The sequence below is a fragment of the Rhizobium sp. Leaf262 genome, from assembly GCF_001422245.1.
Lineage (GTDB): Bacteria > Pseudomonadota > Alphaproteobacteria > Rhizobiales > Rhizobiaceae > Agrobacterium.
Window position 1 is genome coordinate 199,852 of record NZ_LMMM01000018.1, and the last position, 25,119, is coordinate 224,970.

Annotated in this window: 23 protein-coding genes and 1 tRNA gene; 14 read left to right on the forward strand and 10 right to left on the reverse strand. The window is 57.7% G+C overall.

Annotation, left to right across the window (positions count from 1 at the left end):
* Positions 1 to 95: 95 nt before the first annotated feature.
* The 3 genes from ASF29_RS18450 to ASF29_RS18460 form a co-directional block, all read right to left on the reverse strand.
* Complete coding sequence (locus tag ASF29_RS18450; protein ID WP_103089095.1) at positions 96 to 353, reverse strand: DUF2312 domain-containing protein; 258 nt, start codon at positions 351 to 353, stop codon at positions 96 to 98.
* Positions 354 to 498: 145 nt separating this feature from the next.
* Positions 499 to 804, reverse strand: a complete 306-nt coding sequence (locus ASF29_RS18455) for a DUF1244 domain-containing protein (RefSeq protein ID WP_062452111.1) — start codon at positions 802 to 804, stop codon at positions 499 to 501.
* Positions 805 to 816: 12 nt separating this feature from the next.
* Positions 817 to 1,605, reverse strand: coding sequence for an N-formylglutamate amidohydrolase (locus ASF29_RS18460; RefSeq protein WP_062452112.1), 789 nt, complete (start codon positions 1,603 to 1,605; stop codon positions 817 to 819).
* 196 nt (positions 1,606 to 1,801) lie between these two features.
* Between ASF29_RS18460 and ASF29_RS18465 the strand changes: the two genes are divergently transcribed.
* Both ASF29_RS18465 and pyk read left to right on the forward strand, forming a co-directional pair.
* Positions 1,802 to 2,284, forward strand: a complete 483-nt coding sequence (locus ASF29_RS18465) for a DUF1036 domain-containing protein (protein WP_062452113.1) — start codon at positions 1,802 to 1,804, stop codon at positions 2,282 to 2,284.
* Positions 2,284 to 3,723, forward strand: a complete 1,440-nt coding sequence (gene pyk / locus ASF29_RS18470; protein WP_062452114.1) for a pyruvate kinase — start codon at positions 2,284 to 2,286, stop codon at positions 3,721 to 3,723. The genes ASF29_RS18465 and pyk overlap by 1 nt, the downstream gene beginning before the upstream one ends.
* 99 nt (positions 3,724 to 3,822) lie before the next feature.
* Here pyk and ASF29_RS18475 read toward each other — a convergent pair whose 3' ends face one another.
* The gene (locus ASF29_RS18475) at positions 3,823 to 6,435 is read right to left on the reverse strand and encodes a hypothetical protein (RefSeq protein ID WP_062452115.1); all 2,613 of its coding nucleotides are present in this window, start codon (positions 6,433 to 6,435) and stop codon (positions 3,823 to 3,825) included.
* 187 nt (positions 6,436 to 6,622) lie between these two features.
* On the opposite strand from ASF29_RS18475, the gene ASF29_RS18480 reads away from it, so the two are divergent.
* Entirely contained in the window at positions 6,623 to 6,868 is a 246-nt protein-coding gene (locus ASF29_RS18480) for a hypothetical protein (protein ID WP_156462731.1), read from the forward strand.
* A 50-nt stretch (positions 6,869 to 6,918) separates the two neighbouring features.
* On the opposite strand, the gene ASF29_RS18485 is transcribed toward ASF29_RS18480, so the two are convergent.
* Positions 6,919 to 8,742, reverse strand: a complete 1,824-nt coding sequence (locus tag ASF29_RS18485) for a DUF882 domain-containing protein (protein ID WP_244473592.1) — start codon at positions 8,740 to 8,742, stop codon at positions 6,919 to 6,921.
* 258 nt (positions 8,743 to 9,000) lie between these two features.
* Complete coding sequence (locus ASF29_RS18490; RefSeq protein ID WP_062452118.1) at positions 9,001 to 10,563, reverse strand: sigma-54 dependent transcriptional regulator; 1,563 nt, start codon at positions 10,561 to 10,563, stop codon at positions 9,001 to 9,003.
* A gap of 169 nt (positions 10,564 to 10,732) precedes the next feature.
* Between ASF29_RS18490 and ASF29_RS18495 the strand changes: the two genes are divergently transcribed.
* Both ASF29_RS18495 and ASF29_RS18500 read left to right on the forward strand, forming a co-directional pair.
* On the forward strand, positions 10,733 to 12,577 hold the full coding sequence (locus tag ASF29_RS18495) for a M3 family oligoendopeptidase (RefSeq protein ID WP_062452119.1): 1,845 nt from the start codon (positions 10,733 to 10,735) through the stop codon (positions 12,575 to 12,577).
* Between the two features lie 85 nt (positions 12,578 to 12,662).
* Positions 12,663 to 13,298 (forward strand): aminotransferase class IV family protein, encoded by a 636-nt coding sequence (locus ASF29_RS18500; protein ID WP_062452120.1) that lies wholly within the window; start codon positions 12,663 to 12,665, stop codon positions 13,296 to 13,298.
* 221 nt (positions 13,299 to 13,519) lie between these two features.
* On the opposite strand, the gene ASF29_RS18505 is transcribed toward ASF29_RS18500, so the two are convergent.
* Positions 13,520 to 14,428 carry a sensor domain-containing diguanylate cyclase gene (locus ASF29_RS18505; protein ID WP_062452121.1) on the reverse strand — a complete coding sequence of 303 codons (909 nt, stop codon included), beginning with the start codon at positions 14,426 to 14,428 and terminating at the stop codon, positions 13,520 to 13,522.
* A 243-nt stretch (positions 14,429 to 14,671) separates the two neighbouring features.
* Here ASF29_RS18505 and ASF29_RS18510 point away from each other — a divergent pair, with 243 nt between their 5' ends.
* From ASF29_RS18510 to ASF29_RS18540, 7 genes are all read left to right on the forward strand, one after another.
* Positions 14,672 to 16,117, forward strand: a complete 1,446-nt coding sequence (locus tag ASF29_RS18510; RefSeq protein ID WP_062452122.1) for a homospermidine synthase — start codon at positions 14,672 to 14,674, stop codon at positions 16,115 to 16,117.
* Positions 16,118 to 16,278: 161 nt separating this feature from the next.
* A complete protein-coding gene (gene omp10 / locus ASF29_RS18515) occupies positions 16,279 to 16,650 on the forward strand; it encodes an outer membrane lipoprotein Omp10 (RefSeq protein ID WP_062452123.1) in 372 nt (123 codons plus the stop codon).
* Between the two features lie 208 nt (positions 16,651 to 16,858).
* Positions 16,859 to 18,817 (forward strand): 5'-nucleotidase C-terminal domain-containing protein, encoded by a 1,959-nt coding sequence (locus tag ASF29_RS18520; RefSeq protein WP_062452124.1) that lies wholly within the window; start codon positions 16,859 to 16,861, stop codon positions 18,815 to 18,817.
* 486 nt (positions 18,818 to 19,303) lie between these two features.
* Positions 19,304 to 20,353 (forward strand): ferrochelatase, encoded by a 1,050-nt coding sequence (gene hemH / locus ASF29_RS18525; RefSeq protein WP_062452125.1) that lies wholly within the window; start codon positions 19,304 to 19,306, stop codon positions 20,351 to 20,353.
* A 42-nt stretch (positions 20,354 to 20,395) separates the two neighbouring features.
* A complete protein-coding gene (locus tag ASF29_RS18530; RefSeq protein WP_062452126.1) occupies positions 20,396 to 21,460 on the forward strand; it encodes an SPFH domain-containing protein in 1,065 nt (354 codons plus the stop codon).
* Position 21,461: 1 nt separating this feature from the next.
* Positions 21,462 to 21,926 (forward strand): NfeD family protein, encoded by a 465-nt coding sequence (locus tag ASF29_RS18535; protein ID WP_062452127.1) that lies wholly within the window; start codon positions 21,462 to 21,464, stop codon positions 21,924 to 21,926.
* 195 nt (positions 21,927 to 22,121) lie between these two features.
* Positions 22,122 to 22,523 (forward strand): acyl-CoA thioesterase, encoded by a 402-nt coding sequence (locus ASF29_RS18540; protein ID WP_062452128.1) that lies wholly within the window; start codon positions 22,122 to 22,124, stop codon positions 22,521 to 22,523.
* 88 nt (positions 22,524 to 22,611) lie between these two features.
* On the opposite strand, the gene ASF29_RS18545 is transcribed toward ASF29_RS18540, so the two are convergent.
* Positions 22,612 to 23,280 carry an outer membrane protein gene (locus ASF29_RS18545; RefSeq protein WP_062452404.1) on the reverse strand — a complete coding sequence of 223 codons (669 nt, stop codon included), beginning with the start codon at positions 23,278 to 23,280 and terminating at the stop codon, positions 22,612 to 22,614.
* Here ASF29_RS18545 and ASF29_RS24475 point away from each other — a divergent pair.
* Entirely contained in the window at positions 23,264 to 23,521 is a 258-nt protein-coding gene (locus tag ASF29_RS24475) for a hypothetical protein (protein WP_156462732.1), read from the forward strand. The genes ASF29_RS18545 and ASF29_RS24475 overlap by 17 nt on opposite strands.
* On the opposite strand, the gene ASF29_RS18550 is transcribed toward ASF29_RS24475, so the two are convergent.
* Positions 23,510 to 23,584, reverse strand: a tRNA-Val gene (locus tag ASF29_RS18550). The genes ASF29_RS24475 and ASF29_RS18550 overlap by 12 nt on opposite strands.
* 81 nt (positions 23,585 to 23,665) lie before the next feature.
* Positions 23,666 to 24,028, reverse strand: a complete 363-nt coding sequence (locus ASF29_RS18555) for a response regulator (protein WP_027675545.1) — start codon at positions 24,026 to 24,028, stop codon at positions 23,666 to 23,668.
* A gap of 181 nt (positions 24,029 to 24,209) precedes the next feature.
* Here ASF29_RS18555 and ASF29_RS18560 point away from each other — a divergent pair, with 181 nt between their 5' ends.
* Positions 24,210 to 25,094, forward strand: a complete 885-nt coding sequence (locus tag ASF29_RS18560) for an N-formylglutamate amidohydrolase (protein WP_062452129.1) — start codon at positions 24,210 to 24,212, stop codon at positions 25,092 to 25,094.
* The last annotated feature ends 25 nt before the right edge of the window (positions 25,095 to 25,119 follow it).

A 25,119-nucleotide genomic window follows, 5' to 3' on the forward strand; every position in this document is an offset into this window, starting at 1 on the left:
CCGAATTACACACAAAAATGGCGGCACCAGAGGCACCGCCATCAAGACTCAGATTGAATGCCGGCGGGCTGCGTAAACGCGACGCCGCCTGCCCGTTATTCCATGCCCAGCGCAGCCATGTAGGTCTGAAGAATGGTTTCTTCCTCGATGCGCTCATTGGCATCCTTCTTGCGCAGGCGAATAATGGTGCGGATGGCCTTGGTATCGTAGCCACGACCCTTCGCTTCGCCCATGACGTCCTTGATATCGCCAGAGATCGCCGCTTTTTCTTCTTCCAGGCGCTCGATGCGCTCGATGAACTGGCGCAGTTCGGCGGCGGCGACTGTTTCTGTTGTGGCTGTTTCGTCCATCATTTCATCCTTCATGGTGGCGGCTCGCATAGAGCCTTGTTCGTCACATGGCGACATCTTCGCCCGCTGCCTTGAGAGCAGCCAAATTCCCGGCTGGTGAACTGCCCGCCCGCGAGCCTCACGTCAAGCCGTTTCCGGTTGCCCGGTCCTATTCCTTCGGTCGGTTTTGTTCGAATGAGACTTTTTGGGCGTCGCTGGCTTCGGCCTGGTGAAGGTTTTTCCACTGCTCATAGGGCATGCCGTAGACCATCTCGCGCGCCGCGTCCTTGCTCACCTCTTCGCCGGCATCCCTGGCCGCATCAGCGTACCAGTTGGACAGGCAGTTTCGGCAAAACCCGGCAAGGTTCATCATGTCAATGTTCTGCACATCACTGCGGCCACGCAAATGCTTGACAAGCCTGCGAAAAGCCGCGGCCTCGAACTCCGTTTTCTGCTGTGGGGTCAGTTCGCTCATCGTCTTCTCCATTCAATACGGGCCGGTCCGCGAGGCGAACTGCCGGTATTCGTGCAGCGTGGGATCATCGTTCATTACGGCGAAAATGGGAGCGAGACGCGCAGCCCAGGCAGCAATACCTGCCTCATCGCCGATCAAATCCTGCCGCACTTCCAAAAGCGCGTGCGCGATACCCTTCATCATGCAATGGCGATACATCGTATCGCCCTTCAGTGCGCCGTCATAGGGTTCGTTGTCACCCACCAGAATATCCCCCGCAGCCCGCAGGTGCGCAAGCAACGGCGTAACGGCCCGGTCATCCGTGTCCCACAGCACGGCGGCGTGCCACGGGCGAGCAACGGTCTTCCAGAACGGCGTGTAGGAATGTAGTGAAAAGACCAGAGGTGCCTTGCCGGACTGCCCGGCCACCCGCTCCAAAACAGACCCCACGGCATTGTGATAAGGACGGTGATAGCTGTTGAGCCGCAAATCCCATTCTTGTGCAGTGATGAGATGATTGCCCGGAATGATGGCCCCGTCCGATATCTTCATGATCAGCGTCGGGTCGTCTTCGCCGCGATTGGGATCGATCAGCAGGCGGGAGAACCGGCTCATGACTGCGGGCACACCCAATGAAGAAGCAAGCTGCCGCGTCAGGCCTTCGATGCCGATATCGTAGGCGATATGGCGCTGAAAAGCGGCTTGCGGCAACCCGAGATTCCCGTAAATTGCAGGCAGGAGATTGGTGGCGTGATCCGCAAGCAGGACCATGCCTTTGTCATAATCGCCTTCTATGATTTCGTAGGGCTGGAAGTCTGACATTGGGGATTTCTTGAAAGCCGGTAAGGAGAGACGCTTGATGGCATGGCTCGACGCCACGCGCAAGTTTGGAGGCGCAGACAGCCATCGGCATCGCCGCGCAAGAGACCCCACTGGCCGTATAATCGATTGAACTTGCGTTGACTTTCTCGGGCGTCCGCGCCAAGAAGTGTTTTCATTTCATAACCATGGAATCCGGATGGAAGCCGTGCCACACACATTCTCCGCTCTCCTTGAAAAATACCGGCGCGCGATACGCTTTTTCTCCGCAGCCGCCGTTCTCAGCGCCCCTCTCCTCATTGCCCAGCCGGCACTGGCGGATTTCCGTGTCTGCAATAGCACGCAGAACCTCGTCGGCGTCGCCATCGGCTACCGCGGGCAGGACGGTTGGGTCAGCGAAGGCTGGTGGCAGGTTCCGGCCTCCACATGTGCTACGCTGATCGAGGGCGAGTTGCAGTCGCGCTACTATTACCTCTACGCAGAGGACGCCGCCCGCGGCGGCCGCTGGACCGGCGACGTCAACATGTGCGTCGCTGAAAACGAATTCAAGATCAACGGCGTCGACGATTGCTATGCCCGTAGTTTTCAACGAATGGGCTTCAAGGAATACGATACGGGCCGACAGGGAAGCTGGATGGTCCAGCTTTCGGACACGCCAGGTACACAGGAAAGTCAGAACTGATGAAGCGTAACCGCAAAGTCAAAATCCTTGCAACTCTTGGTCCGGCTTCATCCGATGAAGCGATGATCGAGAAGCTCCATCTGGCTGGCGCCGATCTGTTCCGCATCAATATGAGCCATGCCAGCCATGATGTGATGCGAAGCCTCATTCAGCGCATCCGTGCCGTGGAAAGCCGCAATGGCCGCCCCATCGGCATCCTGGCCGACCTGCAGGGTCCGAAGCTGCGCGTCGGCAAATTCGCCGAAACAAAGGTCGACCTCGTCCCCGGCCAGACCTTCACGCTCGACAACCGCGAAGAGCTTGGTGACAAGAACCGCGTTTTCCTGCCCCATCCGGAAATTCTCGAAGCCGTCAAGCCGGGCGACCGTCTGCTGATCGATGATGGCAAGCTGCACCTGCGCGCCGAAAAATGCGATGGCAAGAGCATCGTGACTACGGTCGTTTCCGGCACCAAGATTTCCGACCGCAAGGGCATCAGCCTTCCCGATACGCTTCTGGGCGTGGGCGTGCTGACGGAAAAGGACCGCATCGATCTGGATGCCGTTCTCGCCACCGACGAAGTGGATTGGGTCGCGCTTTCCTTCGTTCAGCGACCTGAAGATCTGGTCGAAGTCCGCAAGATCGCCGGTGGTCGTGTCGGACTGATGTCGAAAATCGAAAAGCCGCAGGCTGTCGAGCGTATCGAAGAAATCATTGCCCTGTCCGACGCGCTGATGGTGGCCCGTGGCGACCTGGGAGTCGAAATGCCGCTGGAAGCCGTTCCGGGCATTCAAAAGCAATTGACCCGAGCCTGCCGCCGCGCTGGAAAGCCGGTCGTTGTCGCAACCCAGATGCTGGAATCGATGATTTCAGCTGCGGTGCCGACACGCGCAGAGGTTTCTGACGTGGCAACCGCCGTTTTTGAAGGCGCAGATGCCATCATGCTTTCTGCCGAATCCGCCTCCGGCGACTACCCGGTCGAGGCCGTGTCCACCATGGCCTCCATCGCCAGCACCGTGGAGCAGGACCCGCATTATTCCAGCATCATCTACGCGCAGCGCGCGCAGCCGGAAGCAACGGGCGCGGACGCCATCTCGCTGGCAGCGCGTCAGATAGCCGAAACGCTTGGCCTGTCGGCCATCGTCACGTACACATCATCGGGCACCACCGGCCTGCGTGCCGCGCGCGAGCGCCCACAGGTTCCGATCATTGCATTGTCTCCGATCATCCAGACGGCCCGCCGCCTGTCCGTTGTCTGGGGCCTGCACTGTGTCGTCACCGGTGACGCCAGCGATCTCGATGACATGGTCAACCGCGCCTGCCGCATCGTCGTTGACGAAGGCTTCGGCAAACCCGGCAACCGCATCATCATCTCCGCCGGTGTCCCTCTGGGCACGCCGGGTGCCACCAACATGGTCCGCATCGCCTATATCGGCTCTGACGGCCAGAGCGGCGTTTAAGAGGCCTGCCAGCGCAGCATATTCGCTGCCGCTTTCAAAAGCTCAACAAAAAAGGCGCAGCATCGGCTGCGCCTTTTTTGGTTTATCGCATAACGCGGATCATACGTCCTGGTAGGCCATAACGACGATGTTCACCTGAGCCGAGCTCATGGCCTGAATCTGAGCCGTTGTGAATGCCTTTATGTGATCGTCGGAGAGATCGGCCAGTGCGGCTGTCGTCAGACCGGAAATCGAGGCTTTCTTGATCGAGGCAAGTTCGGATGTGGTGAACGAGTTAAGTTCGGCCCCATCCAGTGTTGCCAACTGGTTGATGCTCAGCGCTGCAATCTGTGTCGGGTCAAGGGCCTCGATACTCTCTGGACTCAACGCGTCGAACTGTGCCGGGGTCAGGGCGGCAAGCTGTCTGGTGGACATGACGTTCACCCGAGCCGGATCGAGAGTGGCAATCGCCTCGGTCGAAAGGCTGGCAAGCTGCTTGGTTCCCAAAGCGGCGAACTGCTCCGGCGTGAGTGCCGAGAATTGGCTGGGGGTCAGCTTATTCACCTGCGCCGTTGAAAGTCCGGAAATCTGCGCGGTCTTAAGGGCTGCAAAGAGATCATCCGAAAGGCCGGAAAGGGCAGAGGTCGTCAAACCACCGATCGCATCGCGTGTCAGCGCTGCGATTTCCTCAGCGCTAAAACTGTTCAGTTCCGCTGCGGACAATGTTGCAGCCTGCTTACCGGTCAATCCCGCTATCTGTTTCTTATCGAGAGCTTCGATGCTGCCGAGACTCAGCGCATCGAACTGAACCGTGGACAAAGCCTTGATCTGCTTAGCGCTAAGGGCAGAAACGTCTTCACCGTCCAAGCCGGCGAGGACTGCCGTCGAAAGACCCGAGATTTGTTTCGCCGTCATGGCAGAAAACTGATCTGGTTGCAGCGCCGCAAATTGGGACGGCGTAAGAACCTGCATCTGCTGGGAAGATAGCGCTGCGATCTGCGTTGTCGTCAGCGATGCGATCCTGTCATCGCTGAGGCCGGCGAGCGCGCCAGTCGTTAACCCTGCAATCGCAGATCTGCTCAACGACGCGATCTCATCAAGGGTAAAAGTGTTAAGTTCGTCTGAGCTTAACGAAGCAACCTGCTGCGCTTTCAGCCCCGCTACCTGCTTTTCTGTCAGCCCCTCAATGCCAGCTGACGTGAAGGCGTCGAACTGGGCACTTGTCAGCGCAGAGATTTGCTTGGCCGTCATGGCAGCCACTTGAGCGCCGTCGAGATTGGCGATGGTCGTGGTTGCCAAACTGGCAATCTGCTTTGCTGTCAGTGCAGCGAACTGGCTAGGCTCCAGCGCCGCAAGTTGAGCCGAGTTGAGCGCTTTCATCTGCCCCGAAGACAAGGCCGCAACCTGTGCCGAAGACAGCGCCGCAATCCGGTCCGTTGTGAGACCGGCAAGTGCCGAGGTCGTCAAGCCGGCAATGGACGACTTGCTCAGAGAAGCGATTTCCTCGGAGGAAAAGGTGTTGAGTTCATCAGAGGTCAATGTCGCGACCTGCGGCGCCTTGAGGCCCGCCACCTGCTTGCTCGTCAAACCCTCTATGCCGCTGGAGGTCATGGCTTCGAATTGCGTGACCGTCAGCGCAGCGATCTGCTTGGCCGTCAGAGCACCCACTTGAGAACTGTCGAGATTTGCGATGGCATCGGTAGAGAGACCAGCGATCTGCTTTGCCGTGAGCGCGGCGAACTGGCTGGGTTCCAAAGCCGCAAGCTGGGCAGAACTCAAAGCCTTCATCTGATCCGACGACAAAGCAGCAACTTGCGATGCCGTCAAAAACGCGATCTTATCCGTTGAAAGACCAGCCAGCGCTGCCGTCGTCAGACCGGCAAGTGCCGCTTTCTTGAGAGAAGCAATCTCTTCTCCCGTGAAGCTGTTGAGTTCGGCGGCCGTCAGCGTTGCCAATTGCTTCGACGTCAGCCCCATGACCTGTGTCGTTGTAAGCCCCTCGAGGCTGGTTGAGGTCAAGGCACCGAACTGGTCCAAGGAAAGAGCCGCAACCTGCTTGTTGGTCAAAGCTGCAAGCTTGTCACTGCTGAGGGAAGCGATTGCCTGCGATGACAGCGCGGAAATCTGCTTTGTCGTGAGGGCGGAAAATTGCGTTGGCGTGAGCGCCGAAATCTGGTTCGAGGTCAACGCTTTTATCTGGCTCGAAGAGAAGGCCGCAATTTGCGTTGTGGTGAAAGCGGCGATCTTGTCTGTGGCAAGGCCTGCGAGCGATGATGTCAGCAACCCGGAAAGCGATGTCTTTTTGATGGACGCAATTTCGCCCGCAGTGAAGGTGTTAAGCTCGGCTGCCGACAGTGTCGCAACCTGCTGGCTGGAGAGCGCGGAAACCTGGGTGCTGTCGAGCGCTTCGATCAGCGACGACGAAAATCCTTCAAGCTGGCTTGCATACAGCGCCTTGACCTGGCCCGTCGTCAAACCTGAAACCTGCATGGTGCCAAGAGCAGCCAGTTGGTTGAGCGTCAATCCCGTGATTGATTTCGGTGCGAGGGCGCTGACCACATTCGCACTCAGCGTAGAAACGACGCCCGTATTGAGCGCACTGACCTGGCTGGACGTGAACACCTTGATTTGCGAGGACTTTAGCTCCTCCAAATCTTCCTTTGTCAAAGTTGCGATGGTGGAATTCGGAAGCTGAGCGATCTGCTTCGTCGGGTAATTGACAATTGAGGTCATAGGCGCGCGACACCGTCAAATAAAAGAGCGATATTCACCCAACGAAGCCATATCGACGGCACATCCCACCCAGGAATCGGCAGAGGCGTTCGATACGAGACGCCCGGCAAAACCAAAAAGGACAAGCCAGACAAACGTTACGCAAACAGCGAATTAAAAAGGAACATGGCTCGCGAGAACCGGCGCAATGAAAAAGCTTCATGCGTACAGCGTTGGTTTTAAACACTGCCTTGCGCCATGGACAACATGTGCGTTGTCACCAAACAGTCTTTACTCAAAAATCCCAGACTACATTGGTTTACAAACTGCATCACAAAGTAACAGCATCAATATTGCTGGTCAAGGTGACGATTTCGTTAATATGCAATCACTGGCTTCATACGATAAAAAAATTCTACTTCAGCAAAACGAAAATCGCGCCCCTGTCTTTTAGTGACCAGGGCGCGACATCAATGGATAAAGATAATCTAGTCGGTGTCGTCTTCAAGGCATCTTGATCGGTGTGCTGAAACGACTGGAGTCGATGGCGGCTGCGCCGGGGCGGAAACTTGCGGTCGCAGCAGATGCGGACATGTCGTGGCTCAGCATGCGGTTGTTGACGACGCGGGGAGCCTTGACGGCGCGACCCGTTGCACCCTTGTCCTGGCTCAGGGCCCAATCGGAGATTGCTTCCTGGGTCAAGCGGCCACCGCTGACCATGGCCTTTTCGGCAACGGCGGCATCCTGCTTGCTAGGACGAGCGCCCTTTGTGGGCAGGCCCGCGGTGAGACCGCCACTGGTGCCGCGCGGTTTGACGTCGAAAGCATCGCCACTATCCGTCGCTGACATAGGAACGGCCTTGGCTGTCTCCACCGGCTTGGAGGCCGGCTGTGCAGATGCGTTGCGATCCATGGATGCCGGGAACTGCGCAGCCGATGGCATGGCTGTCGCCACGATCGCGGAACGGGCACTCTGGCCGCTCTGCTCAAGCGCTGCGACGACCATAGGCGAGAGGTTCGCCTGCTGCTCGGCTTCGTCATCTTGGCCTTCTGTTTCCGAATTGGCCGAAGCAAGCAGTGCTTCTGCCACAGCAGGGCGATTGGCCGGAACCGGAACGTGAGCCGCAAGGGCGTCACCGGGCATGTCTTCGGAGCCGAGAGCCGCAGTCATGACGGAGCCGTCGGCATCACCCTTCATGCGACGCGGCCCAAGCAAGGTCGGCACCGGAATAGAGTATTGCGCGAGATCGGCAAATTGCTGTTCGGCAGGTGCGGCTGTCGGCGTAGGCGTGGTTGCCGCCTGGAGCGCATCCTGGGCCGCATTGCGGGCCGGAGAATAAAGCGCATTGGCCAGACCTGTCGGGTTTTCCTGATTGCGGAACGCCGGACGGGCGGTTGGCAAGGGCGCATCGACAGCAGCAGGAACCGGCTGTGCCGAGGCAACGGCGACTGGCGCTTCTTCGGCTTCTTCCGCTACAGGCGCAGCGGCTGGTGCCGAAGGCCGCGATGCGGGCGTTGCAATGCTTTCGGCATCCTCATCCTCGTCTCCGCCGCCAAACAGAGCAGCCAGCAACGTCTTGCGCTTGCCGCCGGACGAAGATGTGGCAGGACCCTCACCAGCGGTGCTGGCAACCTGGACGGAGGACGAGCTTACACGACGCTTGTAATCAGCCATGGCCTGTTCATAGCCAGGCAGCGGCTTGCCATCGGCAGGTAGGTGAATGGTGTTTCCCTTGGGGAAGATGCGAACGAGTTCCTGACGGCTCATGCGGGGCCAGGCACGAACATTGCCCACATCAAGGTGGACGAAGGGAGAACCGGAGGTCGGATAGAAACCCACACCGCCGATCTGCATCTGCATAGCGATTTCGCGCAGACGGGCCAGCTTCACGCCGGGAATGTAGAAATCCATCGCTTTGCCGAGCGTATGCTGGCTGCTCTTGGCGACACCCTTGGTGCGCGAACGCAGCATGCCGTTGGTCTCTGGCGAGCGGAATGCGGAAACGACGTTAATATATTCGGTGGCGCCGGAGCGACGATAGACTTCCCACACCAGATCGAACAGGCGCGGGTCCATCTTTGTCGGCTGGTTGCGACGCCAGTCACGCAGGAAGCGGTTGAGTTCCTGCAGACCCTTCTGATCATACTTGCCGTTTCGCTTGAATGTGATGACGGCTTTTTCTTTGGTGTGGATATAATAAAGCTTGAGACTACGTGTTTCGGCGGCAGCTTCCGTCGCCGAAACTCCAAGAGCGGGCATCGCAGCCATCATCAGGCACACGCAGGTGACAACGCGTGCCGACAGCTTCGTGCATACATTTCTGATCAAGCCGCGCGCTATCTTGCCCGAGAGCGCGATATTCCGATGCAGATAAGGCAATTTGATCCCCGCCTGGCAGACAATTCGTCAGATTGTCCCACATGAACCTCAATTACGGTCACACGATGGCAATTTTGCCACACATGGACATTCATCCTCTATATAGTGAATGCGATACTAACAAGAGGTTTATAGACCGTAAGTGAATATCCTTGCCCAGGAGTTAACAAATACCGTATCTGCTAATTTAAGCGGCTCGGCAGATGTCTAGGCGGCATCACGCAACGGGTTGTCGGGATCAATGCCATAATCCTTCAACTTTCGGTAGAGCGTCGAGCGTCCAATACCGAGTTTTCGGGCAACCTGGCTCATTTGACCACGGTAGAACCGCAAAGCGAAGCGGATGAGCTCCTCTTCGATATCGGCGATCTTTCTGACGTCTCCGCTGTCGTCGGTGCTGGCAATCAGGCTGCCGCCGGGAAATACCGCACCGGCAGAATGATCTTCTTCGGTTGCCATGGCTTCCATGACGGACATGATGTCAGCTGCACTGCTGCGCGTTTCAACCGCTGTCGGAGCAGCAAGCAACGCGCGTTCGGTGGGGCGGTGGGAAACGTCTTGGGCATCGACGCCGTCCATGAATTCCGGCACCTGCAGCGCGATCTGCGGGAAATCGGCCTCGCTCAGTTCGTCGCCCTGCGCTAGAACGACAGCGCGGAAGACAGCATTTTCCAACTGGCGAATATTGCCGGGCCAGTCATAGGCGGTGAGCAACGCCAGCGCACCGGCATTGACGCCCAGCGCATGCGGCAGCTTCTGCTCGACCGAAAAGCGCTCGGTAAAGACACGCGCGAGATAGGGAATGTCCTCCTTCCGACGCCGCAGCGCTGGAATGGTGATGGGGAATACGTTGAGACGGTAATACAGGTCTTCGCGGAAGCGACCTTCCTTGACTTCTTCTATCAGGTCCTTGTTGGTGGCCGAAATCAGCCGCACATTAACCTTCTGGACTTTGGCAGATCCAACGGTTTCGATCTCGCCCTGCTGCACGGCCCGCAAAAGCTTGACCTGCACTTCGAGCGGCAGATCGCCGATCTCGTCCAGAAACAGCGTGCCGCCGTCGGCTTCCATGAATTTTCCGACATGCTTTTCCGTGGCACCGGTAAAGGCACCCTTTTCATGGCCGAACAGGATGCTCTCGACAAGATTGTGCGGAATGGCACCGCAATTGACGGTAATGAAGGGCTTGCCCGCCCGGTCGCTGCCGGACTGGATGGCGCGGGCTATCATTTCCTTGCCGACGCCCGATTCACCTTCCAGCACCACCGGTATGTTGGATTGCGCCGCGCGCTGCGCCAGTTCGATAACGCGCAACATGGCCGGGCTTGCCGAGACGATATCGTTGAAATTGACGGCGTGGTTGCGCGAACGCTTGCCAGTGCGCGCCTTGGCCTCGCGCTGGTCGAGCTTCAGCGCATTGGCAATGGCCGAGCCGATACGTTCTGACGACACGGGTTTGACCACGAAATCGAAGGCACCGGCGCGCATGGCCTGCACCACGGTATCGATGCCACCCTGACCGGTCTGCACGATGACAGGCACGTCGGTGCCCAGCTCTCCAACGGCCTTGAGGAAGGACAGTCCGTCCATTTCAGGCATCATCAGATCGAGAACGATGACACTGATATCGCCACTGTGCTGCTTCAGCAGTTCCAGTCCGACCCTGCCGTTTTCGGCCAGAATGGAATGATGTCCATAACGCTCTACCGCTTGTCTAAGTAGGCGGCGCTGGACGGGATCGTCGTCAATAACGAGAACTTGCGCGGTCATTTCAGGCTCCGGTTTCCGGTTTATGGACATGCTTCATGCAGGCCCTTTGCACCGAATGTGACACGGAAGGCTTGAACATCCAGTTTTGAGATTTGCTTGCATTTTATGCATTGCCACAGGAAACAGAGCCCCCATATGCTGGGTACATATATAAAGAGGAACCTTCGGAATGACCTTCAAGACATCGATCCCCCTGCCCGTCCTTTCCGCCTCCGGTGCAGGAAGTGCAGCTCTTGGCGACCTTCCAACATGGAAGCTTTCCGATCTTTACCCCTCCGCCGATTCCACAGAATACAAACGCGACCTTGAAAAGGCGGCAGCAGACGCAAAGGCGTTCGAAACCAGATGGAAAGGAAAACTGGAAGCAGCTGCAAAGCTTTCGGGTGATCAGGGCATCGGTGCGGCACTGAAGGAATATGAAGCGCTGGACGATCTTCTGGGCCGCATCGGTTCCTTTGCGGGACTCACCTATTTTTCCGATACGTCCAACCCGGCCAATGGCAAAATCTATGGCGACGCCCAGTCGAAACTGACAGATATGTCGGCGCATCTGCTGTTTTTCACACTGGAGCTCAACCGTATCGACGACGCCGCAATGGATGCGGCCATGGCCAATGATGCGCTGGCCGGTCACTACAGGTCGTGGCTCGTCGATCTGCGCAAGGACAAGCCGCACCAGCTGGATGACAGCCTGGAGCAGCTGTTTCTCGAAAAATCCATGACCAGTGCCGCCGCCTTCAACCGCCTGTTCGATGAAACCATGACGGATTTGCGCTTCGAGGTGGACGGCAAGAGCCTTGCCCTGGAAGAAACGCTCAATCTGCTTCAGGAGCCGGACCCACAGACGCGCGAAAAGGCGGCAAAGGCTCTGGAAGCAACGTTCAAGAAAAACCTGCGCGTCTTTACGCTGATCACCAACACGCTTGCCAAGGACAAGGAGATTTCCGATCGCTGGCGCAAGTTCGAGGATATCGCCGATAGCCGCCATCTGGCCAACCGCGTTGAGCGCGAGGTGGTGGATGCACTGGCCAAGGCAGTCACCGAAGCCTATCCGCGCCTGTCTCATCGCTATTACAAGATGAAGGCCAAGTGGCTTGGCATGGAGCAGATGAACTACTGGGACCGCAACGCCCCGCTTCCCGACACCTCCAACGCCATCATTCCGTGGCAGGATGCCAAGGACATGGTCCTATCCGCCTATGGCGATTTCGCGCCGGAGATGGCGGATATCGCCCGCCGTTTCTTCGACGAGGAGTGGATCGACGCGCCCGCCCGCCCCGGCAAGGCACCCGGTGCATTTGCGCATCCGACCGTTCCGTCGGCGCATCCTTATGTGCTGGTGAACTATCTCGGCAAACCGCGCGACGTGATGACACTCGCCCATGAGCTGGGACACGGTGTGCATCAGGTTCTGGCTGGTGGACAGGGAGCCCTGATGTGCGCGACACCGCTCACACTTGCGGAAACCGCATCCGTCTTCGGAGAGATGCTGACCTTCCGCAAACTCCTTAACGACACGACGGATAAGCGTGAACGCAAGGCGATGCTTGCCCGCAAGGTCGAAGATATGATCAACACCGTCGTGCGCCAGATCGCCTTTTATGAATTCGAGCGCAAGGTGCATACTGCCCGCAAGGATGGCGAGTTGACTGCCGAGCAGATCGGCGAGTTGTGGCTCTCCGTCCAGCAGGACAGCCTGGGACCGGCCATCAAGATTTCGGAAGGCTATGGAAGCTGGTGGACCTATGTTCCCCACTTCATTCATTCGCCTTTCTATGTCTACGCCTATGCTTTCGGCGATTGCCTCGTGAATTCGCTTTATGCGGTCTACCAGAATGCCGATAGCGGTTTTCAGGACAAGTATTTCGAGCTCCTCAAGGCCGGTGGCACCAAGCACCATTCGGAACTTCTCAAACCCTTCGGTCTCGATGCGACCGATCCGTCGTTCTGGAACAAGGGCCTTTCGATGATCGAAGGACTGATCGACGAGCTTGAAGCGCTCGATAAAGAATGAAAAAATCCGGCGAGGCTCCCATTTCGGACAAGCTTCGCCGGTTCTTATGCCTCACCTTACGTGAATCGCATGACGGACGCAGATCATGAAACGCAAACCCGCTGACCTGACGTTGAGAGAAACGCTACGCTGGGAACCGCTTGCCGGTTTTCAGCGGCTGGAGCAGCATCTGCGCAGACTGCTGCGGTCTGCCGATGCGCTCGGATTTCGTCCGCCCGCCGATACGGTGAAGGCGCTGAATGGGGTCGTGGGCGGAAACGACCCGATGACCGTGCGGGTGGTGATGAACTACAAGGGCGAACTCGACATCACCTCGGAGCCCTTCGTGCCACTATGCGATGGTGCGGTCTGGCGGGTGAGGATCGCGGAAAAGACGCGTCTGGATTCCAGCGACACCTTCTACCGCCACAAATCATCGCGCCGCGAACCCTACGAGGCTGCCCGTGCGGAATTCTCGACCACGGAAGCGGACGAGGTTCTGTTACTAAACGAGCGCGGCGAAATCTGCGAGGGATCGACCACCAGCGTTTTCGTGGAAGGTCCCGAAGGCCAATTACTGACGCCACCCCTCGACAGTGGCATCCTCCCGGGCGTCCTGCGCGCTGACCTCATTCGTGAGCGCAAGGCGCGCGGTCAGGCGCTGAAACCGTCGGATTTGGCGGGTCGAAAGCTGTTTGTCGGCAATTCACTGCATGGGTTGGTGGCTGCGGAGCTGGTTTGACTACCTGGCTTTATATTTAGGCATCGAGTGTGTGGCTTACCCCCCTCTGCCCTGCCGGGCATCTCCCCCTCAGGTGGGGAGATCGAATCGTGGTTAGCTCTCGGCCATCTCGGACGCTGCGGATGGAGCGCAGAGTCAGCACCTAGCCGATCTCCCCACTTGAGGGGGAGATGTCCGGCAGGACAGAGGGGGGTAAGCCACACCCGCAGCTCTCCAACCAACTACTCCAACACCCACTCCACCCGGGCACGCCCCCGCTGCTTCGCTTCATACAGCGCACGGTCGGCGCGGTGGTAAAGATCGGTGGCGGTTTCACCCGGCCTGAAGAGTGACAGACCTGCAGAGCAGCTGTAGGAAAAATCGGTCGCGCCTGGAAACGGGCAGGATATCCGCACCTTCTCCAACAGTCGTTCCACGATGCCGATGCACTCGGGCAGCACTGTGCGGGGCATGATGAGGACGAATTCCTCGCCACCCACGCGCCCGAAGGTATCGGAGCGACGGATCGTGGAGTGAGCGATCTTCACGAAATCGCGCAGCACCGTATCGCCACCCTGGTGGCCGAAACGATCGTTGATACCTTTAAAGAAATCGATATCCATGACGCAAAGCCCGAATGGGCTTTCGATGCCCTTTTCGACATTTTCGATCTGCACCGCCAGTTTGGTGAAGACGAAGCGTCGATTGGCGGTCCCGGTCAACTCATCGGTCTGGGCGGCGCGAAGCGCGATATCACGGTCCTGACGCAGACTGCGCTGGTTTTGCCTGAGCGCTGTGATGTCGGTCCCTACGCATAACATCCAGCCATCGGCCTGGACGGTCTCCGTCATCCAGATCCAGCGACCGTCATGCAAATCCAGTTCGATACCCCGAAACGGAAGTTTGCCACGACGAGACTGCGCCGATAAAAACCATGCGTCGTAATCGCCCGTGGAAATGATCAGGCCTTGTCGGTCGAGATAATTTGCCCGCAAAAGCTCGCCCCATGTCGGGAAAGCATCATCCTCGACATTGAACGCCTGACGGAAGGCGCGATTGGCATGGCGAAGGCGATCCTGCGTGTCGTAGAGCGCAATAAAGACAGGCGTCATGTCCTGAAGGGCGATGACCCGTTCGATAAGACTATCCAAAGTGGCAGTCTCCTGTCGCACGATTGACCCCTTCTCTCGCCGCTAACCGCGTCTTGCGTATTCCACCATTATAGTCGGCAAAAGCCTTTTGCATAATCTCAAGCTATACCACTGATTTTATGACAAAGACGCAGACGACAGTTCACCATATGTGCAGTCTTCATACGCCCGTCATCCGGCTACCCTTTATTGTCGACGGGTAATCATTTAGCTTAAGCATTGTCTTCAAAGAGGAAATTTAGAATGACGGACGTTGAACATCCGATTTACGGCGAAATTACCGGTCCCATCATCATGATCGGTTTCGGCTCCATCGGGCGCGGTACGCTTCCGTTGCTGGAGCGGCACTTCAAGTTCGATCTGTCGCGACTGGTCGTCATCGATCCTCGAGAAGATATCGCGCCCTATCTGGAAAGCCGCAATATTCGCCATGTCCGCTCGCATCTAACGAAGGACAATTACAAGGACGTGTTGAAGCCACTCGTCAAGAATGTCGAGGGCCAGGGCTTCTGCGTCAACCTGTCGGTCGATGCCTCCTCGGTCGATCTGATGAAGCTGTGCCGTAAATACGGCATGCTCTACATTGACACCGTTGTGGAGCCCTGGCCGGGCTTCTACTTCGACACGGACGCGGACAATGCCCAGCGGACCAATTATGCGCTGCGCGAAACCATGCTGAAGGAAAAGGCGAAACGCCCAGGCGGCACGACGGCCGTGTCCACCTGCGGCGCAAATCCCGGCATGGTGTCATGGTTCGTCAAGCAGGCACTGGTCAATCTGGCCAATGACACCGGCCTCGAGTTCGAGGAACCGGCAACCGGCGACCGTGAAGGCTGGGCCAAGCTGATGCAGACGCTGGGCGTCAAGGGCGTCCACATTGCCGAACGCGACACGCAGCGCGCAAAGAACCCCAAACCGTTCAACACCTTCTGGAACACGTGGTCGGTGGAAGGTTTCATCGCGGAAGGTCTGCAGCCAGCAGAACTGGGCTGGGGCAGCCATGAAAAATGGATGCCGAAAAATGCCAGGAAGCAGAAGAAGGGCAGCAAGGCCGCGATTTATCTCGACCAGCCGGGTGCAAGCACGCGTGTGCGGACCTGGTGCCCGACACTTGGCCCTCAATATGGCCTTCTGGTCACCCACAACGAAGCGATTTCGATTTCCGATTATTTCACGGTGCGCGACAAGCGGGGCCATGTCGATTATCGCCCCACATGCCACTATGCCTACCATCCCTGCAACGACGCGGTCCTGTCGCTCTATGAAATGTTCGGCAATGGCGGCATCGCCCAACCGGACCAGCACGTCCTGACCGAAAGCGAATTGACAGACGGTGCCGACGAACTTGGCGTTCTGCTCTACGGTCACGAAAAGAACGCCTATTGGTACGGTTCACGGCTGACACTGGAGGAGGCACGCAAACTCGCCCCCGAGCAGAACGCCACAGGTCTTCAGGTCTCGTCTGCCGTCCTGGCCGGCATGGTCTGGGCTCTGGAAAATCCCCAATCCGGTATTGTTGAGGCCGATGAAGTGGATTACCGCCGCTGCCTGTCCATCCAACGCCGTTATCTTGGCCCCGTGGAAGGCCACTACACCGACTGGACACCACTGGACGGTAGGCCGGGCCTGTTTCCAGAGGACATCGACAGCCACGACCCATGGCAGTTCCGCAACATTCTGGTTCGCTGACAGGTCTTCGGCGCGGCCTCTGATGCCGGTTTGCAACGCTGCCGGTTTTGTGCCCGGCAGCGGGAACCGGTGCATAGAGATCGTCGTTCGCTTGCAATAAGCCAAACTTCAATCCATGGTCTTTTTGACAGAGATCGACAGAATCGCAGGAGACAGACAAGATGAATTTCAAGACAGGTACAGCCTTGATTCTGGCAGCAATTGCTGCCTCTTCCTGCGTTCCTGCGACGCAATCGCCCCGCCCCATGGCATCGGCCATGCCTCAGGGTCCGGCTGTTGACGGCCGCTGGGTCGACAAGAACGGCATCGTGTCCACGTTCCAGGCGGGCGCCTTCTCGACGCGTTCTACAGACAGCAATACCCTGCTGGCATCTGGAACCTACGTCACGCTTTCGCCGACCCTTTATGAGATCAACATGACCTCGCTGGTTCGCAACACCCAGTCGCGCGTCAACTGCGCCCTTATCTCCCGTTCGCAGCTGAATTGCACCACCGATAGCAACAGCCAGTTCACGCTGACGCGTCAGGGCTGATTGCGTTTCAGCCGACCGGTTCCTGTTTATTTCAACGCGCGCGTGCAGCGCGCGTTTTTTATTTGCACAACCCTGTCATAATTCTACTTGCGGCAGATGCCGCGAGATGAAAACATCGCCTTTGAACCACTGTCATGATTTCGCAGTAGCTATGGCGGCAGGACGAGCCTCCCGGCTTCGTATTGGGTAAAACAGGAGAGATAAGACGATGAACAGGATTTTGAGATTTGGCCTGATGACCGCTTCGGTCGTTGCGCTTTCCGCCGGTGCGGCGCTCGCCGACTACCAACTCAATATTCTCCACATCAACGATCTGCATTCGCGCATCGAAGCGATCAACAAGTTCGACTCCACCTGCTCTGCTGCGGAAGCCGACAAGAAGGAATGCTTTGGCGGCATCGCCCGCGTCAAAAGCGCCATCGATGGGCGCCGCGCCGAACTCGGTGCCAACGCCAACATTCTCGTGCTGGATGCCGGTGACCAGTTCCAGGGCTCCCTGTTCTACACGCAGTATAAAAGTGGCCCGGTTGCCGAATTCATGAACGGCATCGGCTTCGACGCCATGGCCATTGGCAACCACGAATTCGATGACGGCCCGGCAGAACTGCTCAAGCTCATCAATGCGGTGAAGTTCCCGATCATTTCCGGCAACACCAAGATTGCCGACGGCTCCGAGCTGAAAGACAAGTTCAAGGGCTATATCATCAAGGAGATGGGTGGCCAGAAGGTCGCCGTCGTTTCCGTGCTGGCAACAGACACCAACGAAACCTCTTCGCCCGGCGACAAGGTGACGTTTGAAAACGAGATCGAGTACCTCAAGGGTGCCGTCAAGGAAATCCAGGATCAGGGCGTCAACAAGATCGTCCTTCTGTCGCATGTCGGCTACGTCAAGGATCAGGAAATCGCCCGTTCTGTCGATGGTATCGATGTCATCGTCGGCGGCCACAGCCACACGCTGCTCTCCAGCACCGACCCGAAGGCCGCTGGCCCCTACCCGACGCTGGTCAAGGATCCATCCGGTGTCGACGTGCCGATCGTCACCGCCTATGCCTATTCCAAATATCTCGGCGATCTCACCGTCACCTTCGATGACAACGGTGTGGTGAAATCTACCAGCGGCGCACCGAAGCTTCTCGACGCCTCCGTCACACCGGACGAAGCCTTTACCAAGCGCGTGGCCGAACTGGCAGCACCGCTGGAAGAGATGAAGCAGAAGGAAATCGGCACCAGCGAAGCCGCCATCGATGGCTCGCGCGAAGTGTGCCGCGTCAAGGAATGCACCATGGGCAACCTGGTGTCCGATGCGCTGCTCGACCGTGTAAAGGATCAGGGCATCACAATCGCTATCCAGAATGGTGGCGGCTTGCGCGCCTCCATCGATGCTGGTCCCGTGACCATGGGCGAAGTGCTGACGGTGCTGCCATTCCAGAATTCCATCGCTACCTTCCAGATCAAGGGCGTCGATCTCGTCGCAGCCCTTGAAAACGGTGCAAGCCAGATCGAGGAAGGCGCTGGCCGCTTCGTGCAGACGGCTGGCCTGAAATACAGCTTCGACCGCTCCAAGCCAGCAGGCAGCCGCATCGTCTCCGTCGAGGTCAAGGAAGGCGATGGTTTCGTCAAGCTCGACCCGGAAAAGACCTATGGCGTCGTGACCAACAACTACACCCGCACCGGCGGAGATGGCTTCAAGACATTTGCTACAAAGGCCATCAACCCCTACGACTTCGGACCGAGCCTTGAAGATGCCGTCGCCGCCTATATCGGCGCGCACAGCCCCTACAAGCCTTACACCGATGGCCGCGTGACGGATGTAACGCCAGCCGACTACGTGCCCCCCCCGAAGGAAGCCAAGCCAGCAGCCCCGGCACCGGCAACGACGGCGCAAGCCCCTGCAACCGCAACGCCTCCAGCCGCCACCGCACCTGCTGCTCCGGCTCCAGCCGCAACGGCACCAGCGGCCCCGGCACCGGCAACCACCACCTCTGCCCCTGCCACGACACCAGCCGCCGCTGGGAAATACGTGGTGGCACGCGGTGACTCGCTCTGGAAAATCGCTGCCGAGAAATACGGCAACGGCGCTAAATGGAAGAAGATTGCCGAAGCCAACGCGCTGAAGCGTCCAAACCATATCGAAGTTGGTGAAGAGCTGAACGTTCCGGCACAGTAATCCTTCAACATCACTCTATCGAAGCCTGCTCGGTGACAGGCTTCGATAGAGGACTTCATTTTTGATCGCGGACGTATAATTGCAGCTTGCAGCAGAGGTAAGTGGGTGTGGCTCACCCCCTCTGTCCTGCCGGACATCTCCCCCACAAGGAGGGAGATCGGCAAGACGAGAAACCTTCGCTAAAACGATCGACGCCAAAGATGGCCGCACCGTTGCGGCATATCGATCTCCCCACCTGTGGGGGAGATGTCCGGCAGGACAGAGGGGGGTGAGCCACGCAGACTGGCCTCTACCGCATCACTATTCAGAACTCAGATGGCTACACTTATATCTCTATATCCCTCAGCCATCACCACGCGTTGAAATGCCGCGCAAGTTCTATCAAAAATCAATTCAGATTGGTGGATCAATGCTCTACAAGTTGATCCACGGCACATGTGCGGACGTAGAGCCACGCGCACCCCTTAGAGATTTCAGGACGATTTTATGATCGCAGATAACGCCACGCTCCAGCCAGAGCATTTCCCGCCAGATCATCCGAAGGTCGCCTTCGGCAAGGTCGGCGTTCTCCTCGTCAATCTCGGCACGCCCGATGGCACCGACTACAAGTCGATGCGCCGTTATCTGGCGGAGTTTTTGAGCGACAAGCGCGTCATCGAATGGTCGCGGCTGTTCTGGTATCCCATTCTCTACGGCATCGTGCTGAACAAGCGCCCGCAAAAGGTCGGCAAGGCCTATGAGGAAATCTGGAACCACGATCTGAACGAAAGCTATCTGCGCACCTACACCCGCAATCAGGGCGAGGCGCTCGCCAAAATGCTGACCGACTTGCCGAACGTGGTGGTGGACTGGGGCATGCGCTACGGCAAGCCGAGCATTGCCGAACGCATGGACGCGCTGAAGGCACAAGGTTGCGAGAAAATCCTGCTGTTTCCGCTTTACCCGCAATATGCCGCCGCCACCACGGCGACCGTCAACGACAAGGCCTTCGAATATCTGATGAAGCAGCGCTGGCAACCGGCGCTCCGCACCGTGCCGCCCTATCACGACGACGACACCTATATCGATGCCCTCGCCAATTCCGTCAAAGCCCATCTGGCGACGCTGGATTGGGAGCCGGAAAAAATCATCGCCTCCTTCCACGGCATTCCGCAGTCCTATTTCAAAAAGGGCGATCCCTATCATTGCCAATGCATGAAGACGGGTCGTTTGCTGCGCGAAAAGCTGGGCTTGGACAAGGGCCGTTTCATGATCACGTTCCAGTCCCGGTTCGGCCCGGAAGAATGGTTGCAGCCCTACACCGACAAGACCGTCGAAAAGCTGGCAACGGAAGGCGTGAAGCGCATTGCCGTGATGAATCCGGGCTTCGTTTCCGACTGTCTGGAAACGCTGGAAGAAATTGCTGGCGAGGCTGGCGAAATCTTTCTACACAACGGTGGCGAGAAATTTTCGCATATCCCTTGCCTGAACGACAGCGCAGAGGGTATGCGGGTTCTCGAAAAGGTTGTACGCAGGGAGTTGCAGGGCTGGGTGTAACCCGGCCCCATAACGTGCCTGCCAGCGCATGAGGAGATTGGGATGCTTGATCTGGGTGGTTTCGATATTGTCGTCATAGTCGTGGTAGGCCTCGTCATTCTGACGCTGTTTGCCGGTATCAAGACGGTGCCGCAGGGCTATCGCTACACGGTGGAACGCTTCGGGCGCTATACGCGCACCATGGAGCCCGGCCTTAACATCCTCACACCCTATATCGAGCGTGTCGGCGCGCGCCTGAACGTGATGGAACAGGTGCTGGACATTCCGACCCAGGAAGTCATCACCAAAGACAATGCCAGCGTTTCGGCAGACGCCGTCGCCTTCTATCAGGTGCTGAACGCAGCCCAGGCAGCATACCAGATCACCAATCTGCAATTTGCCATCCAGAACCTCACCATGACCAACATCCGCTCGGTCATGGGCTCGATGGACCTCGATGAACTCCTGTCCAACCGCGATGCCATCAATGACCGCCTGTTGCGGGTGGTGGATGAAGCCGTCGGCCCATGGGGCATCAAGGTCACGCGTATCGAAATCAAGGATATTGCGCCACCGAAAGACCTCGTGGATTCCATGGCCCGCCAGATGAAGGCCGAGCGTGAGAAGCGCGCCCAGGTGCTGGAAGCCGAAGGCGCAAGAAACGCGCAGATCCTGCGCGCCGAAGGTGCCAAGCAATCCGCCATTCTCGAGGCCGAAGGACAGCGTGAAGCGGCCTTCCGCGATGCCGAAGCGCGCGAACGTCTGGCCGAAGCCGAAGCCAATGCCACGCGCATGGTGTCTGAGGCCATCGCCGCCGGTGACATCCACGCCATCAACTACTTCATCGCCCAGAAATACACCGAAGCCATGGCGCAGATCGGCACCGCGAAGAACTCCAAGATCGTGCTTATGCCGATGGAAGCGTCTTCGCTGATCGGCTCGCTCGGCGGTATCGGCGCCATCGCCAAGGAAGTCTTTGGCAGAGGTGGCGATGCGCCCTCAGCGCCCGAAGCACCTGCCGCCGCAAAACAGCGCAGCTCCGTGCCGCCCTCCTCCAGCCGCCCGACAGGCCAGACCATCAACGTGACCATCCCAAACAATCCGTTCGGACCATCTTCGGAGAGATGAGATGATCGCAAGGCTCGTTACCGATCTCGGCCCATGGAGCTGGTGGATACTGGCCGCCATTCTGCTGGCCGCCGAACTCGTCGCCCCCGGCGTGTTTCTCATCTGGATCGGAGCCGCTGCGCTCGTCATCGGTGCCATCTCGCTGGCGCTGTGGGACACCGGGATCTGGAACTGGCATGTCCAACTGCTTTTGTTTGCGCTGCTGTCGGCTGTCTTTGCCATTCTCGGTCGCCGCTATTATGGCCGGGATTATGCAAAGACCGACGAGCCGTTCCTCAACCAGCGCGAAGCGAGCCTCATTGGCCGGACGGCGACGCTGCAGGAACCAATCACCGAAGGCCGTGGTCGCATCAAGCTGGATGACACATGGTGGCCAGTGCAGGGCGAAGACGCACCTGCCGGTGCCCGTGTGCGCATCTCCTCTGCGCATGGTCGCACGCTGACAGTGGAGCAAGTACCGAACTGATAAAGGGTGAGCTCGGCCCACTGCTTAGCAGATCGATTCGCTTTTTACTCTCTCCATCTATAATATCGGAACGTCATGCTGCACCGCACCATGCAACTGGCGCATCTCATATGTTCCGGAAAATCAATGCTGTTTTCGCCATTGATGCTGTAGTCATTTATCTATTGCAAGCGATACAGACGAAGGTTTTCAACAATGGAATTACAGCCGCCAGCCGACATGGAACTGACCCTGCGCACTCTCGCCATGCCTGCCGACGCCAATCCGGCAGGCGATATTTTCGGCGGATGGGTCATGTCTCAAATGGACTTGGCGGCCTTCGTACGCGCCAATGATGTGGCAGGTGGACGCACCGTGACGGTCGCCGTCAACGAAATCGTCTTCAAGAAACCGGTGAAAATCGGCGACACGCTCTGCGTCTACACCCGCATCGAAAAAGTCGGTCGCACCTCCATCACCCTCAAAATAGAAGCCTGGACCCGCCGCCACTCCCAGCAATCCCGCGACAAGGTCACGGAAGCGGTTTTCATCATGGTCGCGGTGGATGATGCTGGCAACCCACGAGCTGTGCAGAGTGAAGCCTCGAAGGTTGCGTAATCTGCCGCCGGTTTCGCCAGCGCATTCGGGATGGAACGAAGCTCAAAAGTCGGTCATATCGGTTCGCCTAGAACGCCCTTAGCGTTACCTAGAACTTCACACCCAAGCCAACGCGCACGGCGTTTTGATCGATATCGCCATTCAGCAGCGGGCCGAGCGCGCCGTAATCGTAGTTCTTGTCGCCGAAGTCGGTGTAGCGGTATTCGATACGGCCAAAAATCATGTCGGTGAAGGCATAATCCACGCCCGCGCCGACCGTGTAGCCGTTGAAGGTTTCCTTGTTTTTCGGGAAGCCCGGTGTGACCAGATAACCGCGTCCGACAGCCCAGCCTGCCGTGCCATAAACCAGCGCCCGGTCGATTGCGTAACCAACGCGGCCACGGACGGACCCCTGCCAGTCCAGACCGTACTCGTAGCGGTCAGGCGCGAGAATGGTAAGCGTACCATCGCCCCAGTTGCCATCGAAATCGCCTTCCACGCCAAGAACCCAATTGTTGCTCAGCTGGTGGTTATAGCCGGCAAATGCGCCCAGCACGCCGCCATGGAAATTGGCCTCCAGCGGTGTTCCTGCGATGATGCCGGATATGTCTTGATTGTCCCAGGCATATCCGCCCTGCACACCGGCGGTGAAGCCGGTCCACGAGAATGCCTGGCCAGAAATGGCCACCGGTGCCTGCGGTGCCTCATAGACCGCATCCGCAGCCATCGCGGTGGACGCGGTCAGGATAAAAGCTGCAGCAATGACGATTTTTCTCATTTCGGGCACCTTGGTTGTGGTGGTTCCCATAGGTACTCCAACCAAGGAAAAAAGCTGTAGCACCGCCGCAACAAGCCAAAATATTACTGAACATTTCGGCCGCGTTCGGCCAGCTCGGGAAAAGTATTTCGGCGCTGTATGGCGAGCAAAGATCGATGGCAATGCCGAGCCAAAAAAGCAAAAAGGCCTCGCGACTTTTTCGCAAGGCCTTTGTACTTCTGAATTCGGATGGTGGGCGTGACAGGGATTGAACCTGTGACCCCTACGATGTCAACGTAGTGCTCTCCCGCTGAGCTACACGCCCTCCGTTGAGGCGCATAAATCACAAAACCGGAGGAAGCGTCAACTGCTTTTTTTCAGTTTTGTGAAAGGTTTATGCGAGGCCTTATGCCACAAGGAGTTTGTTCACTTCATCGACCAGATCGCGCAGGTGGAAAGGCTTGGAAAGCACCTTCGCATCCTTCGGCGCCTTCGAATCAGCGTTTAGTGCAACGGCGGCAAAGCCGGTGATGAACATGACCTTGAGGTCGGGGTCCAGTTCCGTTGCACGCCGCGCAAGCTCGATTCCGTCCATTTCCGGCATGACGATATCGGTGAGGAGAAGAGAAAAAGGCTCTTCACGAAGCCGGTCATAGGCGCTTGCGCCATTGTCAAACGAGGAAACCTTGTATCCGGCTTTCTCCAGCGCCTTCACGAGAAAGCGGCGCATGTCATTGTCATCTTCAGCGAGAAGAATTTTCTGTACCATTTAAGTGACCGTAACTTCTGATTTATTGGAATACCTTATCCCGATCATACCGCATTTTCAGTAAATATCATGTGAACGGTAGAATCATGACTCGGGCGACTGGTGCGCAGTATGGACTTGCTCTGCCTTAACTGGCAACATGAAGCTTCTGGCAGAATTATGACATGGTAAACGGGGCGGAATGGACTGGGTCACGGGCGAGTATGAACTCTTCGAGGTGCACGAACCCGCCGTTCACAGCATTCCGTTCGTATATAACTCACCGCACAGTGGTCGGTGCTATCCCGTTTCCTTCCTCGAATCGTCCCGCCTGAACTCCTACGAAATCCGCCGCTCGGAAGATCATTACGTCGATGAGCTGTTTTCGGGCGCAATCGATCTCGGCGCACCCTTGCTGAAAGCAAACTTCCCCCGCGCCTATCTGGATGTCAACCGCGAACCATACGAACTCGATCCGCGCATGTTCGATGGCGCACTGCCGCCCTATGCCAATATCGGCTCCATGCGCGTTGCTGGCGGGCTCGGCACCGTACCACGCATCGTCGCCGAGAACATGGACATCTATGCGCACCGTCTGCCTGTGGACGAAGGTATCAGGCGGATAGAGAGCATCTACAAGCCCTACCATGCCTGCCTGCGAAAGCTGGTATCGCGAACCCATGCCAGTTTCGGCATGGCGGTGCTGATCGACTGCCACTCCATGCCGGGCAACATCCGGCTTGCCAGCTCCAATATCCGGCCCGATATCATTATCGGAGACAGATACGGCACCAGTGCATCTGCGGAAATTTCCCGTGCGGCCCTGTATTTTCTCGAAGAGCTCGGCTTCACAGCCGTTTGCAACAAGCCCTATGCGGGCGGCTTCATCACGGAACACTATGGCCGTCCGGTTCGCTCCCTGCACGCCTTGCAGATCGAAGTCAGCCGCGCTCTCTACGTGGATGAGAAGACCCTGGTAAAAACACCGGAATTCTTCGCCGTTCAGGCGGCGCTGGAGACATTCATGCGCCAGCTTTCGGTGTTCGTTTCGCAATACGCCATCGACATGGCTTTCGCCGCCGAATAGGCCTGTCCCTTTTCAATCAGACCCC

What these genes read in the sequence shown, in the direction of transcription:
- ASF29_RS18450 (WP_103089095.1), bottom strand. Translation starts at nt 353, where the DNA reads ATGATGGACGAAACAGCCACAACAGAAACAGTCGCCGCCGCCGAACTG.
- ASF29_RS18455 (WP_062452111.1), bottom strand. Translation starts at nt 804, where the DNA reads ATGAGCGAACTGACCCCACAGCAGAAAACGGAGTTCGAGGCCGCGGCT.
- ASF29_RS18460 (WP_062452112.1), bottom strand. Translation starts at nt 1,605, where the DNA reads ATGTCAGACTTCCAGCCCTACGAAATCATAGAAGGCGATTATGACAAA.
- ASF29_RS18465 (WP_062452113.1), top strand. Translation starts at nt 1,802, where the DNA reads ATGGAAGCCGTGCCACACACATTCTCCGCTCTCCTTGAAAAATACCGG.
- pyk (WP_062452114.1), top strand. Translation starts at nt 2,284, where the DNA reads ATGAAGCGTAACCGCAAAGTCAAAATCCTTGCAACTCTTGGTCCGGCT.
- ASF29_RS18475 (WP_062452115.1), bottom strand. Translation starts at nt 6,435, where the DNA reads ATGACCTCAATTGTCAATTACCCGACGAAGCAGATCGCTCAGCTTCCG.
- ASF29_RS18480 (WP_156462731.1), top strand. Translation starts at nt 6,623, where the DNA reads ATGAAAAAGCTTCATGCGTACAGCGTTGGTTTTAAACACTGCCTTGCG.
- ASF29_RS18490 (WP_062452118.1), bottom strand. Translation starts at nt 10,563, where the DNA reads ATGACCGCGCAAGTTCTCGTTATTGACGACGATCCCGTCCAGCGCCGC.
- ASF29_RS18495 (WP_062452119.1), top strand. Translation starts at nt 10,733, where the DNA reads ATGACCTTCAAGACATCGATCCCCCTGCCCGTCCTTTCCGCCTCCGGT.
- ASF29_RS18500 (WP_062452120.1), top strand. Translation starts at nt 12,663, where the DNA reads ATGAAACGCAAACCCGCTGACCTGACGTTGAGAGAAACGCTACGCTGG.
- ASF29_RS18510 (WP_062452122.1), top strand. Translation starts at nt 14,672, where the DNA reads ATGACGGACGTTGAACATCCGATTTACGGCGAAATTACCGGTCCCATC.
- omp10 (WP_062452123.1), top strand. Translation starts at nt 16,279, where the DNA reads ATGAATTTCAAGACAGGTACAGCCTTGATTCTGGCAGCAATTGCTGCC.
- ASF29_RS18520 (WP_062452124.1), top strand. Translation starts at nt 16,859, where the DNA reads ATGAACAGGATTTTGAGATTTGGCCTGATGACCGCTTCGGTCGTTGCG.
- hemH (WP_062452125.1), top strand. Translation starts at nt 19,304, where the DNA reads ATGATCGCAGATAACGCCACGCTCCAGCCAGAGCATTTCCCGCCAGAT.
- ASF29_RS18530 (WP_062452126.1), top strand. Translation starts at nt 20,396, where the DNA reads ATGCTTGATCTGGGTGGTTTCGATATTGTCGTCATAGTCGTGGTAGGC.
- ASF29_RS18535 (WP_062452127.1), top strand. Translation starts at nt 21,462, where the DNA reads ATGATCGCAAGGCTCGTTACCGATCTCGGCCCATGGAGCTGGTGGATA.
- ASF29_RS18540 (WP_062452128.1), top strand. Translation starts at nt 22,122, where the DNA reads ATGGAATTACAGCCGCCAGCCGACATGGAACTGACCCTGCGCACTCTC.
- ASF29_RS24475 (WP_156462732.1), top strand. Translation starts at nt 23,264, where the DNA reads ATGACGATTTTTCTCATTTCGGGCACCTTGGTTGTGGTGGTTCCCATA.
- ASF29_RS18545 (WP_062452404.1), bottom strand. Translation starts at nt 23,280, where the DNA reads ATGAGAAAAATCGTCATTGCTGCAGCTTTTATCCTGACCGCGTCCACC.
- ASF29_RS18555 (WP_027675545.1), bottom strand. Translation starts at nt 24,028, where the DNA reads ATGGTACAGAAAATTCTTCTCGCTGAAGATGACAATGACATGCGCCGC.
- ASF29_RS18560 (WP_062452129.1), top strand. Translation starts at nt 24,210, where the DNA reads ATGGACTGGGTCACGGGCGAGTATGAACTCTTCGAGGTGCACGAACCC.